The organism is Sphingomonas sp., from assembly GCF_036387535.1.
Lineage (GTDB): Bacteria > Pseudomonadota > Alphaproteobacteria > Sphingomonadales > Sphingomonadaceae > Sphingomonas_R.
The window spans coordinates 1-14,012 of sequence record NZ_DASVTO010000129.1 but is presented as its reverse complement, the minus strand read 5'-3'; the positions used below and the strand labels follow the sequence as shown (position 1 = coordinate 14,012).

The 14,012-nt window shown below is 68.9% G+C and carries 11 protein-coding genes and 1 tRNA gene; 5 read left to right on the top strand and 7 right to left on the bottom strand.

Annotated elements, in window-relative coordinates; all coding sequences use genetic code 11:
* Window positions 1-10 precede the first annotated feature (10 nt).
* The gene (locus tag VF649_RS11910) at window positions 11-172 is read left to right on the top strand and encodes an N-succinylarginine dihydrolase (protein ID WP_331012175.1); all 162 of its coding nucleotides are present in this window, start codon (window positions 11-13) and stop codon (window positions 170-172) included.
* A 2-nt stretch (window positions 173-174) separates the two neighbouring features.
* On the opposite strand, the gene VF649_RS11905 is transcribed toward VF649_RS11910, so the two are convergent.
* Window positions 175-1,011, bottom strand: coding sequence for a CoA ester lyase (locus VF649_RS11905; RefSeq protein WP_331012174.1), 837 nt, complete (start codon window positions 1,009-1,011; stop codon window positions 175-177).
* A 237-nt stretch (window positions 1,012-1,248) separates the two neighbouring features.
* On the opposite strand from VF649_RS11905, the gene VF649_RS11900 reads away from it, so the two are divergent.
* Both VF649_RS11900 and VF649_RS11895 read left to right on the top strand, forming a co-directional pair.
* Window positions 1,249-1,322, top strand: a tRNA-Gly gene (locus VF649_RS11900).
* Between the two features lie 121 nt (window positions 1,323-1,443).
* Window positions 1,444-3,678: a methyl-accepting chemotaxis protein gene (locus VF649_RS11895; RefSeq protein WP_331012173.1), complete on the top strand. Its 2,235-nt coding sequence runs from the start codon at window positions 1,444-1,446 to the stop codon at window positions 3,676-3,678.
* 2 nt (window positions 3,679-3,680) lie between these two features.
* Here the strand turns inward: VF649_RS11895 and VF649_RS11890 are convergent, their stop codons facing one another.
* Complete coding sequence (locus tag VF649_RS11890; protein ID WP_331012172.1) at window positions 3,681-5,540, bottom strand: S8 family serine peptidase; 1,860 nt, start codon at window positions 5,538-5,540, stop codon at window positions 3,681-3,683.
* Window positions 5,541-5,798: 258 nt separating this feature from the next.
* Here VF649_RS11890 and VF649_RS11885 point away from each other — a divergent pair, with 258 nt between their 5' ends.
* Window positions 5,799-6,932 carry a GNAT family N-acetyltransferase gene (locus tag VF649_RS11885; protein ID WP_331012171.1) on the top strand — a complete coding sequence of 378 codons (1,134 nt, stop codon included), beginning with the start codon at window positions 5,799-5,801 and terminating at the stop codon, window positions 6,930-6,932.
* 24 nt (window positions 6,933-6,956) lie between these two features.
* Entirely contained in the window at window positions 6,957-7,889 is a 933-nt protein-coding gene (locus VF649_RS11880) for a cupin-like domain-containing protein (RefSeq protein WP_331012170.1), read from the top strand.
* On the opposite strand, the gene VF649_RS11875 is transcribed toward VF649_RS11880, so the two are convergent.
* The 5 genes from VF649_RS11875 to VF649_RS11855 form a co-directional block, all read right to left on the bottom strand.
* The gene (locus VF649_RS11875; protein WP_331012169.1) at window positions 7,883-9,094 is read right to left on the bottom strand and encodes a glycosyltransferase family 4 protein; all 1,212 of its coding nucleotides are present in this window, start codon (window positions 9,092-9,094) and stop codon (window positions 7,883-7,885) included. The genes VF649_RS11880 and VF649_RS11875 overlap by 7 nt on opposite strands.
* The gene (locus VF649_RS11870) at window positions 9,091-10,413 is read right to left on the bottom strand and encodes an O-antigen ligase family protein (protein ID WP_331012168.1); all 1,323 of its coding nucleotides are present in this window, start codon (window positions 10,411-10,413) and stop codon (window positions 9,091-9,093) included. Before VF649_RS11870 ends, VF649_RS11875 begins: the two co-directional genes overlap by 4 nt.
* 5 nt (window positions 10,414-10,418) lie before the next feature.
* Entirely contained in the window at window positions 10,419-12,290 is a 1,872-nt protein-coding gene (locus tag VF649_RS11865) for a hypothetical protein (RefSeq protein ID WP_331012167.1), read from the bottom strand.
* On the bottom strand, window positions 12,287-13,051 hold the full coding sequence (locus tag VF649_RS11860) for a polysaccharide biosynthesis/export family protein (protein ID WP_331012166.1): 765 nt from the start codon (window positions 13,049-13,051) through the stop codon (window positions 12,287-12,289). Before VF649_RS11860 ends, VF649_RS11865 begins: the two co-directional genes overlap by 4 nt.
* A gap of 11 nt (window positions 13,052-13,062) precedes the next feature.
* A partial coding sequence (locus VF649_RS11855; protein WP_331012165.1) for a glycosyltransferase occupies window positions 13,063-14,012 on the bottom strand: 950 nt, incomplete at its 5' end.

Genomic DNA, 14,012 nt, shown 5'->3' with positions numbered 1-14,012 from the left:
TCCCCGCTTCCTGGTCGACCCTGCGAAGCTCGACCGGATCGCCGCGATCGTGGCGGCGCATTGGCCCGAACGGATCACGCCCGACCAGCTCGGTGATCCCGCGCTGCACGCCGCGCTGCGCACCGCCCGTTCGGCGTTGCTCGATGCGCTGGACCTCGCCGAACTGGATTGATCTCAGCCCGCCGCCGCCAGCACCCGCCGCGCGCGTTTCAGGTGCGGCGCGTCCACCATCCGCCCCGCGATCGCCAGCGCCCCGGCATCGGGATTGGCGGCAAATGCCGCCACGATCGCGCGCGCCTCCGCGACCGCGGCGTCGGACGGGGTGAAGGCGGCGTTGATCACCGCCACCTGCGTCGGGTGGATCGCCATCATCCCGGTGAAGCCGTCGCGCGCCCCGCGTTCGGCATAGGCGCGCAGCCCGTCGAGGTTCCGGAAATCGGGGAACACCGTCTCGATCGGCGCCACCCCGGCGGCGGCGGCCCCGAACAGGGCGAGGCTCCGCGCAACCTCGTAGGGCGCGGTATAGCGCCCGTCCGGCTCGCGCGATGTCATCGCCCCGATCGCCACGGGCAGGTCTTCGGCACCCCAGGTCAGCCCGCACAGCCGTGCCGTCACCCCGCCATAGCTACCCAGCAGGAACATCGCCGCCGGCGTTTCGGTCGCGATCGGCAGGATCCGTGCGTCGGACCTCCCCAGCATCGCATCCAGCCGCCGCAGCGACTCGCCGCCCTCGGCCTTCGGCAGCACGATCCCGTCCGGCGCCTGCGCCAGCACCGCGTCCAGATCCGCCGTCGCCAGATCGCTGTCCAGTGGATTGATGCGTACGAACCGCGCGACCGCGCCCCGCGGCTGCGCCAGGAACGCCGCGACCGCCGCCCGCGCTTCGCCCTTGCGCGCCGGTGCGACCGCGTCCTCCAGATCCAGGATCAGCGCATCGGCGCCGCATCCCAGCGCCTTTTCCATCCGGTCCGGCCGGTCACCCGGCACGAACAACAGGGACCGCAATCGCATGCCGTGCCTATCGTCCATCGCCTGTCCCTTGTTGTTCGGTCGATAGCGCTAGTCGGTCATGGCAGCGCGTGAAAGCGGGAATGACGGGTCACTCGCCAGACGGTCACGCCCTGACGAAAAATCGGTCGCTGCGCGGTTGACGACCGACCCGTTGCGATGGCAGTGGACCATCGCACCGAACGCGATGTCTGCTCGCCTGTCTCGAACATGGCGCCATCCATCGGCACAGGAGCATGCGCGGGTATAGCTCAATGGTAGAGCACTAGCCTTCCAAGCTTGTGACGCGGGTTCGATCCCCGCTACCCGCTCCAGCCCTTCCGATCGGCACCGCTGCCCACCATGATCTGGGTTATACAATTTCAAGCCTGTACAGGGACTTCGGACCCGCATCGTTAACGGGCTATTAGCGAGCTGCCGCTAATCCTCTACGGCATGCGAGCGCTCCTCCGAACCCGAACCGCGATCTTCGGACGCCGTCGCCGGCTGGGGTCGAGCATCGCCGCAAAGCTTGTTCTCGCGACGGCCGCGGTCGCGCTGGGCCTGTTCGCGCTGCTCTCGTCCATTTCCTACCTGGGTGCGCGCAACGCGGTGCAGGGCGATGTGGAACGCGACATGGTGCAGGTCGGAAAGGCGACGGCCAGCCAGATCAGCGACTGGTTCGACGGGCGACGGTTGCTGGTGGAACTGACCAACGACATCGTCGCCCGCGTCCCCGACGGCCAGCCTCGCGAAGGCGCGCTGCGTCAGCGGACCGTCACCGATACGTTCGAGGAAGTCTATTTCGGCGCCGAAGCCGACGGCAAGTTCAGCGCGACCAGCATCGATAATAAACTTCCCGACGGCTATGATCCGCGCAAGCGCCCATGGTATATCGATGCTTTACGCCAACGCGGCGCCACGCTCACCAAACCGTATAGCAGTGCCGGCACCCGCGGCCTGGTGGTGACGCTCGCCGTTCCGCTGTACAAGAAAGGCGTGCTGCAGGGGGTCACCGGCTCCGACTTCACCATCAGCACGGTCGCGAAGCTGGTTCAGCAGATATCGCTCGATCATACCGGCTATGCGTTCCTGGTCGACGATGCCGGCGTGATCCTGGTCCACAAGGACAAGGCGCTGGTCGGCAAGTCGCTGTCGGCAATCTTCGATGGCGTCACGCCGCCGGTGTCCGAATCCACCCAGACTGCCAATGCCGGCGGCCGCGCGAAGCTGATCGGATTTACGCCCATTGCCGGCCTGCCATCCCGCCATTGGTACGTCTGCATCGTCGTCGATGAAGCCGCCGTGCATGCAGGGCTGAACGCCTCCTATCTGCGCAGCGCGCTGTCGGCGGCGCTCATCACGCTCGCCAGCCTCGGTATTCTCTGGATCATCGCATCCCGGATGATCCTGAAACCGCTGCACGACATCACCGACATCATGCACCAGATCGCCAGGGGCAGGCTCGATATCGTCATCGACCGGGTCGATCGTCATGACGAAATCGGCGCCATGGCGCGCGCGGTCGAGGTATTCCGGAACAATGCGATCCAGGTTGCCGGCATGGCGGCGGCGGACGAACGCCGTACTCTGGCCGAAGCGGAAAACCGGGCGGCGATGATGGCGCAGCTGAAATCGGCATTCGGCCGGGTCGTGGACGCCGCAAGCGAGGGCGACTTCACCAAGCGCGTCTCCGGCAACTTCCGCGATGCGGAGCTCAATGATCTGGCCCTGTCGGTCAACACGCTGGTATCCACCGTCGACCGCGGCCTGACGGAGACAGGCGGCGTCCTCTCCGCTTTGGCGCAGACCGATCTGACCCGCCGGATCGACGGCGATTATCGTGGCGCGTTCGCGACGTTGAAACAGGACGTCAACGCGGTCGCGGATCGGCTGACCGCGGTCGTCCAGCAACTCCGCCAGATGTCGCAGAAGATCCGCTTGGCGACCGTCGAACTGCTGGACGGCGCCACGCGGCTGGCCGAACGGACCGATCGCCAGGCCGCGGCGATCCACGGCACCTCGGTCGAAGCGCAGCAGATCACCGCCATCGTCCGCGAAAACGCGGACTCGACCGAAACCGCACGCTACCGGGCCAATGCCGCCAGCGAGTCCGCTGGTGAGGGCGGACAGGTCATGGCCACCGCCACTGCCGCCATGGAACGGATCGACGACTCCTCTTCCACCGTCCTGACGATCGTCGACGTCATCGACGACATCGCGGCGCAGACGACACTGGTCGCGCTCAACGCATCGATCGAGGCCGCGCGCGCGGGCGACAATGGCCGCAGCTTCTCGGTCGTCGCCAACGAGGTCCGCCGCCTCGCGCAACGGGCGACCGACGCGTCGACGGAGGTCAAGACGCTGATCGAACAGTCCCGGCTGGAGGTCCGCAACGGGTCCGCCATGGTTTCCGCCGCGGCCGAAGCGTTGCGTACCATGCTTCAGGCCTTTCGCGACAACAGTGCCTTGCTCGACACCATCGCCGATGCCAGCCGCCGCGAATCCCAGTCGCTGGAAACCATCAACGGCACCATCGGCCAGATGGATGCCCTCACCCGCGACAGCGCGTCGCTCGCGCGGCAGTTTGCGGGCATCACGAAGCAGGCGGAGGCGCACGCGTCCGAACTCGACGCGATCGTGGACCTGTTCACGCTCCGTCACCCGTCGCTGGTCAGCGCCGCCGCCTGATATCAGCGCGATCGCGCCCACTGCACCGCCGCGGCCGTGTGCAACAGCTTCAGGCCGGCGTCATCGGTAGTGGCGGTCGCGGTCATCCCGGCAATCAGTTGCGCCGGGCGCAACCGCGGATTGACCGCCAGCATCGACGCCGCCGCCCGCGCAACGAGCGGCGCTGCCATCGATGTTCCCGAATTGCGCATCTGCATGCCGCCGGGCGTTCGCAATGGCACGCCCTCGCCCCAGGCATAGATGCCGACACCCTTGCCATAGGTGGTGAACCCGGTCGGGCGGCCGTTGGTGCCGGATGCCCCGACCACGATCAGGTTCGGTGCCACGATCGCCTGCGGCGCGGCGGCCAGGATGTCGCTGGTCTGATTGCTGTTGCCGGCCGACACCACGAACAGGATGTCGGGTGACTCCGTGACCAGCCGGCGCAGGGCTGCCTCGGCGCGCGCGAACATCGCCGTGCCGCGCGTCACCGCCCGTGCCTGATCGGTCTCGCTGCCGGTCTGGATCAACTTCTCGCTCAGCTCATCGGCGGAGATGCCCCAGCTCAGATTGACGATGCGGACGCCCGCGCCGCGCATCCGTGGCCCCACCGCCGCGATCGCGCGGACCCAGCGGTCCATCTGCGGCTCGTCGATTGGCACCGGGCGAGGATCGTCGCCGAACGGCAGCGCGAACACCGTGTATAGCCGCACGAACGGCGCGCCGTCCGCAATCTCGCTCGCCACCTCCGTGCCATGGTTCCGCCCGCCCATCTCCGCCCACAGCAGCGCGTCCAGCATCTGATCCGCCGGTCCGGCATCGCGCGACCGTGCGGCGAACAACGCTGCCTCCGGTGTGTCATATCCGAACCGAAGGTCGGACGTGCCCTTCTGCAAAGCCATCTGGAACGCCAGTTGCGGCGCCAGTTCGCGCGATGGCGGCGGCAACGGCGCGGCGATCGGTTCAAGCCGATAGCCGTAGGTTGGCCCGTTCCAGTCGTCGACCACGCCGTTGCCGTCATTGTCGCGCCCGTCCAGCGGCTCCGCGGGATCGATCGCCAGCTGCCCACCGAACAGCGCGGGGTCATAACCCGAATCCCAGATCGCGACCGTCACCGGCTTCGCCGCGGCGAACACCGACGCCGCCGGCTGCCGCGCCGCCCAGATGTCGGTCGGCTGCGACGTCGGCAGCGCGATCCAGCGGCGGATCGCACCGGAATAGGCATCGCGACAGGGTGGCAGCATCGTCGCCGCCAGCCGGTACAACGCAAGCTGCAGGCCCTCGACCAGGTTCGCACCACCCCGTGCCGCGACGCCGGTATCCAGATCGGCCGCGATCGTCCCGCTCAGGAACCGGGGTCCGACCACGGCGATCTGCGTCAACCGCTGCAACGCTTCGTCGCGGATCACCGCCGGATCGTTCGCCGCCAGCAATGCCGCGATCCGCGCCGCACCCGCCGCGCAATCGGACGTGCCATCCGGCCGCGCGGATGCGGCCAGCGCATCCTGCAACAGCATGCCGATCGCACGCTGCTGCGGCTTGGTCGCCGCCGCGCGCGATTCGGCGATCAGCACGGCGGCATCCGCCGGTCGCCGCTGAAGGACTGCAATCACCGCCAGACCGGTCCGCAGCCGGTCGGCCAGCGCGGTATCGGCGATGCTGTATGTTGCCCGCACCCGCTCCGCCTCGGCGCGCAATGCAGGCACGGTCTCGGTCAGGAACGCATCGCCCAGGAAAGCCGCGCTTGGTGGTCCGGACAGCGTGAAGCGGCTCGGCGGCAGCGCGCTGGCCGCCCGGATGACAGGCCGGTCCGCCGCCACCGCGCCCGCAAATGCCGGCACCAGCGCCGCCAACGCCACTCCGCACGTCATCCACCTGCGCATGACCATCTCCCCCGCGGCCGCAAATACAACAGACGGATATCGGGATGTCCAGTCAGTATTCGGCCGAACATCGGTAGCACGCACAAGAACCGCCGACTTCCGTGTTCCCGCTGTTCGCCATGATCGCGTCCCATGTCGCGAACAGTCATCGGTCGCCCACGGCCCGATCCGATCCGTGCCCGCACCGCGCCCGCCGCGCGTTAATCGCACACGCACCTTGTTGCGCTACGCCCGGCGCGATTGGCGGGAAGGTAGGATATGATCGGCACATGGGCGGAACGATGCGATGCCGCGGGCCTGCCGCCCGCGATCACCGCCGCCTGGGATATGCTGGCGATCCGGGCCGCCACCCCCAATATCTTCTACGAACGCTGGATGGTGGCACCGTCCGCGGCGCTTGCCGCCACCGGCCCGCCCGATCTGCTGCTGGTGTGGCATGGTCCGGTCGGGGATCGCACCCGGCTGATCGGGCTGCTTCCGCTACAGCCGGGCCGCATGGCCGGCCGCTATTCGCCCGCGCTGCTCCAGAATTGGGAACAGCCGGTGCGCGCGCTCGGCGATCCCTTGGTCCTGGCCGGCCACGAACGCGATTTCTGGATCGCGGCGCTCGCGCATCTCGATCGGCATGGCTCCGGCGCCTACCTGCGGCTGTCGACGCTGGCCGCCGACGGCAGCGTCACGGCCGCCCTGCTGGCGTTGCTGGCGGAACGCCGCCGGCCCTGGGCGGTCACGCGTCGCACCGTACGCGCCATCCTGCGGCATGGTCCGACCAGCGCCGCCTACCGCGCGGCGCATATCCGCAAGAAAGTGCTGAAGGAACAGCGCCGCCTGCTCAACCGGCTGGGCGAACACGGCGAACTCAGCGTCGACCGGCTTGCGGACGATGCCGATCCCGCCCGCTGGATCGATGCGCTGTTCGCGCTGGAACTTGGCGGGTGGAAGGGCCGCGACGGCGTGGCGGCGGCGGCGGATCCGGTCCGCGAACGCAGCTTCCGTCAGATCCTGACCACTGCGCATGCCCTTGGCCGGCTGGATTTCCGGCGGCTTGCGCTGGATGGCGCGCCGCTCGCGATGCTCGCCACGATCGAAACGCCGCAAGGCCATGCCTTCCAGCTCAAGATCGCCTATGATGAGAATTACGCCGCCTTTTCGCCGGGCGTTCTGCTGGAAATGGCCTGTCTGGACGTCATGCTGGACGAGGGTCGGCTCGATCTGGTCGACAGCTGCGCGCGCGCGGGCCATCCCATGATCGACCGGATCTGGGTGGAACGCCGCGACATCATCTCGCTGACGCTTCCCTTCGATCGCCCGCTTTCGCGGCTGCTGCATGCCGGGCGCGCCTTGGCGGTTCGCGCCGCTGCCCGCCGGCGCGCGATACGCACGGAGCGTTAAACATCCGCTGCTACCGTCCGCACGATGGATCAGGGAACGGAACGGGCGATGCAGGACAGCAACGGCATGGATGACGGCTGGATCGATCCGCCTGCGCTGTCGGCCTTCGCCGCCGCCTACCCGGCCCGCGCGGTCGGCCTCGCCCACCGGCTCACGAACCACCCGTTGTTGCGGCTCGATGCACTGGCCGCACTCGCCGGCCGCCTGCCCGACGATCATGTCGAACACAGCCTCGGCAATCTCGCGGTCGATCAGGATCCGGACGCGATCGCCCGCATCGCCGCCCACCCGGCCGACATCGTCCGGACGATAGCCGACAATGGCTGCTGGATGGTGATGAAGAAGATCGACTGCGACCCGGCCTACACCGCGCTGGTCGACACGATCCTGGCGCAGCTCGCCCCCGTCACCCTCCCCGCCACCGGCCGGCATCAGCGGCGCGAGGCGTTCCTGTTCCTGTCCGCGCCGGATGCCGTGACGCCGTTCCACATGGACCCGGAACATAATATCCTGTTCCAGATCGCGGGCACGAAGACGATGCGTCTCTACCCCGCCGACGATCCCGCGATCGTCTCCGCCGAACAGCATGAGGCGTTCCACCGCGGCGGCCGGCATCGCAACATGCGCTTCGATCCGGCCTTCGATGCGCAGGCCGAGACCTTTATGATGGCGGCGGGCGATGCCGTCTATGTCCCGGTCAAGGCCCCGCACTGGGTCCAGAACGGCCCGACCCCCTCGATTTCGCTCAGCATCACCTGGCGATCGGACGCCAGCGACCGTGCGGCCCGGCTGCACCGCGTCAACCACCGGTTGCGCACGCTCGGCGTCACGCCGTCACCGACCGGTGCCGCCCCGCATCGCGACGCCGCGAAGATCGCGTGTCACCGCGCGGTCAAGGCGTTGAGCGGAGCCGCCCGGCGCGCGGTCGGTCGCCGGCGTGACCGCGTCGCCTACTGATCGCCGAACAGGGCGATCTGCCGCCGCGCATTCACCGCCAGGTCGAACTCCGCCATCACATGCGCCCGCCCACGCCGCGCCATCGCCAGCGCCGCGTCCGGATCGGCATGCACGCGCAGCAACGCCGCCGCCAGTGCGCCCGCATCCGCCTGCGGCACCAGCAACCCGGTTTCACCATCGCGGATCAGCTCCGGGATTCCGGATATCGCGGTCGCGATCGCCGGACGCTGATAGGCCAGTGCCTCGATCATCACGTTCGGGATGCCTTCCTGCCGCCCCGATGGCCCGATCACGCTGGGCGCCACGCACACGCTCGCGCGGGCATAGGCGGCGGCGACGGTCTCGAACGGCTGCACCCCGTGAAAGCTGATCCGTGCCGCCAGCCCCAGCGCCTCCGCCTGCCGCTTCAACGCTGCCGCGCTCGGGCCATGGCCGATCGCGTCCAGCCGCCAGTCACCCAGTTGCGCACCGACCTCGGCCAGCGCGATCAGCAGATATTCGACGCCCTTCTTGGGCTCCAGCGCCCCGACATACAGGATGCGGAACGGCGCGCGCGACGGCGGCGTCTCCACCGGCGCGATCCGGGTCACGTCGATGCTGGAATGAATGACATGAATCGCGCGCGTCGCCAGCCCCGCGACCCGCGTGCGCAGGAACGCCTCGCCGAACAGGCTGACCGTCCGCACCGCCGACGCCGCGCCCAGCTTCCGGTCCAGCAACGCCTGCGTCCGGAAAATGTCATGCGCACGGCAACTGACGGAATAGGGCAGGCCGCCGAACATCCGGCCGATCCACGCCGCCGTCGCCGGGTGCCCCGCAAATTCGGCATGGACATGGCTTGCGCCCCACCGCCGCGCATCCTCCGCGATCGCCAGCGCCTGCGGCACCAGCGCCAGCGACTTCACCGCGATCTTCGGCGTGCGCGCATAGCCGGTTGCGATCCGCACCAGCAGGGCCGCCATCCGCAGCGGGTGCCGTATCGCCGCCCGGCCGAACGCGCGGATCGACGCGCGGCTGGCGATCCCCGGATGATGGGCAAAGCCGCGCGTCGGCGCTGCGAACGCGTGGATCGGCTGATCCTCGCGGAACCGGGTCAGATGGTACAGCCGCAGCTCCACGCCCAGTTCCACGAACTTCATCAGGTCGCGGTAGATGAAGGTTTCGGTCGATTTCGGATATTCGGTGACGATGACGGCCAGCTTCATGCCACGGCTCCCGTACGATCATCCGTATCGCGCAGCCGCCCGCACTGGATCGCCAGCGCGATCAGCAGCCACAGATAGCGCATATTCTTGTGCGGCATGAAGAAGCAGGCGACCAGCAATCCCGCCAGCGCCAGCACGATCGCGAAGCCCGCCCGCGCCAGCACCGGCGACCCGCCCGGTGCGAAGGCCCGCCGCGCCCGGCCGATCGCATGCCCGACGATCGCCGCCGAAATCCCGAAACCGACGATCCCATATTCGACCGCGGTGTCCAGGAAACTGTTGTGCAGCTCGCGCGGCATCACCACGCGCCCGGGCATGTAGCGATAGGCGTCGCCGACATAATAGGATGGGAAATTGCCTGGCCCGATGCCCCAGATCGGGGATGATTGCAGCAGGTCCGCGCCGATCCGCAAATAGGTGATCCGGCGGTACAGCGTCTGGTCCTGCGCGAAATCGCCGATCGCCGCGAACCGGTCGATCAGCACCGGTGGCGCCAGCAGCAACCCGGCCACGCCCACCACCACCGCGGCGATCAGGATCAGCGGAAACCGCCGGTCGTGCCGCAACGACAGCAGCAGCAGGCCTACCGCGGCCGCGACGCCGACGATCGCACTGCGCGCCGACATCAGCGCCAGCGCGATCCCGCCAATCAGCGTCGCGCCCAGCAGCACGGTCCGCCCCGCCCGCTCGCCCGCGAACAGCCACGCCATCGCCAGGATCGTGCTGACCATCACCATCTGCGCGGCGGTGGTCGGGTTCATGTCCGATCCGCCCGACGACCGCGCCACCCCGTCGAAATCCGCCGTGGTCGCCGCTAGCGACGTCGCCACCAGCCGGGTGCCGGTCCGCGCCTCGATCAGCACGATCACGCCCGATACCGCCCCGGCCACGATCATGCTCCAGAGCAGCATGCGCAGCTGCGCCACCCGATCGACGATCACCAGCACGCACAGGGCGGGTGCGATCGCCGTCGCCAGCTTGACCAGATACAGTAGTCCTTCGGCCCGGTGGGCCGACAACGCCCAGGCAAACACCGTCCAGCAGAACAGCATCAACATCAGCCGCAGCCCGCGATCGTCGCCACGCGCACCGCCCGTCGCCTGCCGCCCCCCCGCCAATAGCGCCAGGGTCCCCGCGATCGTCCCGCCCAGCGACAGCTCGACCAGCGAGATCGGCGATCCGGCGCTCAGCCGATTGGCGACCGCATCCAGCTGCGTGAAGACCGCAAAGCCGATCAGGCACAGGAACGTCGCGATGCGGACCGGATCATGGTCCGCCGCCACCGCCGGATTCCGCGACAGGACGCCGCTCCCGATCATGCGGGTCAGCGTTCGATCTGCGCGACATAGGGGGGATGGCCGCTGATCGTGCGCACGGAATCCCCGAATTCGGCGCTGCCGGCGGCATCGTCGCCCGCCGCGACCGCCAGCACGATCGTACCCGGCGCGTCGCGCAACAGCGTCAGCCGGCCACTCTCCCCGAACCCGCCGCCATAGACCAGCAGGCGCTTGGGATGATGCTGCCAACGCGGATCGATCGGCCGCGCGGTGCCGTCGATCGTCCAGATCGGCTGGCCCTGCGCCTTCAAATGCCCATGGATCAGCTGGAACAGCAGGCGCGCTTCCCGGTCATGGCTGATGGCGGCGATCACCAGCGGCGTCGTCTCCGCCAGCGGCACCGCCAGCCACGCCGCTACAGCAGGCGCCAGTCCGGCGACCTCCGCGGCGTCATAGGCGATCCCGTCCCGCGGGCGCGGCAGCACCACCGAACCGGTCAGGGATGCGGCCTCGGCGGGCGGTGCGTCCGGCACGATCGCCAGTGCGGCGGATCCGATGCTGGCATAGGCGGGCGCGCGTCGCTCGCGTTGCGGCTTTCCCGCCGGGCGCAGCGCGGCCACCGCCGCGCTATGATCGGCACCCGCGCCCGCATCCGCATCGTCGGATGGCTGCGGCGTGTCCGGCGCGGCGCGCTTGGGCGCGGCACCCAGCAACAGCAACGCGCAACCCGCCAGCGCACATCCCCCGACGAACCCCAGCGCCGTGTTCAACAACAGCTTCGGCGAACTGCGGGTCCGCGGCGGCACCGCTTTCTCGATCAGGCGGATGCGCGGCGCATTGGCCAGATTTTCCGTCTGGCTGAACCCGATCCGCTCGACCAGGCCGGTCACCTCGCGCTGCATCGCTGCGATGTCGTCATCCAGTGCCTTGACCGCGACGTCATGCGTGCCCAGCGTCGCCAGTTGCGCGCCCAGTTGCGCCACCCGGCGCTCGCGGATCGCGATCCCGCCGCGCAGGCCCGCCGCCTTCGGCGCCTCGATCGCCAGCGACTGTTCCACCGCCTGCTGCGTCGCCGACAGCTTGCCGCCGGCCTGTCGCCGCAGGTCCGCGATCTGCTGCTCGCTGCTGGTCAGCTGCGCGCGGTCGCCGGTCAGCCGCGTCTGTTCCGAAACCTGCTCCTCCATCAGCGATTGCCGCTGACGATCCAGGTCGATGACGCCCAGCGAAACCTTCATCTGGCGCGATCGGCGGACCAGCGCCGCCAGCGCGGCTTCCTTCGCGGCCAGCCGCGACTGCAGCGATCCCGCAATCTGCACTCCGGATTCGCGCGACATGACGTCGGCCTGATCGACGATCGATTCCGACAGCGCATTGGCGAACCACGCCGCCGACTCCGGGTCGTCCCACGCCACCGTCACCCGCAGCAGATAGGTACCCTCGACGGACTCGATCGTCGTGTTCTTCACGAGGTTGTCGAGCAGGTCGTCGGGCAAGGGCACCACCGGCACCTCGCCATAATTCAGGAATGCCAGGATGCGTCCCGGCGAAAACGCCGGCGGCACCGAATGTTCGGCCACCCACTGCGCGCGGGGCTGCTGCGCCTGCCGCGCCTGCCAGTCGATATAGCGGTCGATGATCGGCGCCACGATCGGGCGGGTATGGGCATATTCGGCATAGGTCTGCAGCAGCACGCTACCACCGTCGAACGTCGACCCGCGCACGAACCGGCTGGCATAGCCCAGCTCCTCGCCCGTCGGCACGATGTTCAGCCGCGCCGCGCCCTCGAATGTCGGCCGCTGTGCCAGCACGAACACGCTGAACGCCCACGCGAACAGGGTACAGCCCAGCACCAGCCCGGTCACCAGCTTCCAGCGCGACAGCACCAGCCGCACATAGTCCATGCCCAGCGATCCGGTCATGGCTGGATCAACGTGACGGCGGAACCGACATTGACGCCGTTGAACCCGATGATCGCGCGGATCTGCCGGGAACGATCGGTGTCGCGGGCGATCCGCGTCGGCGGGACCAGCAGGATGCTGAACGGCGCCAGCGTCTCGGTCGTGCCCGCCCGCCCGCCCAGCACCGCCTGCATGTCCACCATCCGCGCGACCAGCGTTCCGCCTTGCGGCGACAGCAGCACGACGCGCGAAAGATCCGCATCGCGATTGCCGCCGCCCGCGCGCGCCAGCCCTTCGAACAGGCTGGTTCCCTCGCGATAGGGAAAGGCGCCCGGACGCACGACCTCGCCGATCACGAACAGTTCGGGCGGCGGCGGCGGTCGGTTATATTGCAGGATCGACACCGACACCGATGGCTGTTCCAGCTTGGCGCGGTACCGCGCGGTCAGGATCGCCTGCAACTCCGTCGTGGTCAGCCCGCGGGTCTGCACGGGTTCCAGCAGGGGCGGGCTGATCGTGCCCGAAAACTGCACCCGCTGATCGGTGGTGAGCAGCGGGAAATAGGGGAAGGTCAGGCGGATCAGGTCGTTGGCGTGGAAATCGCCGTCGCTGGCCAGCACGTCGCCCAGTTTACGGTTGATATCCTGCACCAGCGCGGGCGCGACCGGGGTCAGCGCGATCTGCGGCTGCGGCGCATAGTCCAGCTTGCCGGCACATCCGGACAGCATGATCAGTGCGACGATCGCGGCGCGGCATGGCGCACCTGGCAATGCTCTGGTCAACGGGTCGATCCTCATGGGGCACGGTCGCCGCGGTCTGCAACGGCGCTCGTCTTATCCACGCATCTGGTGGAGATAGGATTAAGCCCCCGCGCCGCCCGTTCGGCCGCGTAATCGGCGACCCGGTCGACCAGGGCCTCGAACCCGCGGGTCGATGCGGCCGCCTCATACCCTGCGGCCGTGGCATGCGCCTCGTCCCGCACCGCCGCCGCCCGCGCGGGGTCGGTCAGCAGCGCCGCGATCGCCTCCGCCAGCGCCTCCGCATCGTCGGGTGGGCACAGAAACCCGTTCACCCCGTCACGGATCAGCGTCGTCGCGCCGCTCGTCGTCGTGGCCAGCACCGGCGTTCCCGCCGCCATCGCCTCCACCATCACATTCCCGAACCCCTCCCGCCGCGATGCGGATATCAGCAGGTCGGCTGCCGCCAATGTGCGGCCCAGCGGATCGCAATGCCCGGCCAGCGTGATGGACTCGTCCAGTCCCGCCCGCGCGATCTGCGCCGCCAACTGATCCCGCAAAGGCCCCTCGCCGCACAGGGTCAGCCGGAACGGCACCCCGCGCGCCTTCAACCGGGCACAGGCATCGATCAGGATGTCGAACCCCTTGGCGGGGACCAGCCGCCCCGCCGCCACGATCTGCGGCGGGGCCGATCGTGTGCGTGGGCCCAGCGGGGTGATCCGCTCCACCACCGGATTGGACAACACCGTGGTGGCCAGCGGGCGCGCGACCGCGATCCTCAGTTCCCGCGCGATCGCCGCGGTCGGCACCGCTACCGTATCGGCACGCGGATAATAGCGCTGCATCGCCCGGCGACGCAGCCAGGCGAGCTTCGCCTCCGCAAGATACGCGTCGGGCGATGTATGCTCCGATATGATCCGCGCCGTTCCCGCCGGACACCGTGCCGCCAGCAGGGCCAGGTTCACCGCGTTGGTCGCGCTATAGGCGACCGATACGCCGTGCGTCG